This is a genomic window from Pseudoalteromonas sp. MER144-MNA-CIBAN-0113 (assembly GCF_040308965.1).
GTDB lineage: Bacteria > Pseudomonadota > Gammaproteobacteria > Enterobacterales > Alteromonadaceae > Pseudoalteromonas > Pseudoalteromonas tetraodonis.
In genome coordinates, this window is record NZ_JBEOOG010000498.1 from 1 (window position 1) to 249 (window position 249).

At 35.3% G+C, this 249-nt stretch carries 1 pseudogene; it reads left to right on the forward strand.

The annotated features are described in order from the left end of the window. Positions 1-79: pseudogene (locus AAEY57_RS20670) on the forward strand (3'-5' exonuclease); the annotation flags it as partial. Between the last annotated feature and the right edge of the window lie 170 nt (positions 80-249).

The window sequence follows — 249 nt, forward strand, 5'->3', positions numbered from 1 at the left end:
TGCCACAGCTGAGCTTTTACAAGCGCAACTGAGTCATCATTACCGTGTAGATACTCCAATCTCAGAGTTGTGGGTATAATACTAATACGCAATAATACTTTAATCATATTGAGGGTTAAACCTGACGCTAGCTGCGTTAAAAATTTCTCATTTAGAGCAACTAAATAAAGAAATTTTGCCTTACTATCGAGAAGTTTTTCCTGCCACAAAATAGATCACTTTATTAAGCGAATGGGTATAACCTTAAAT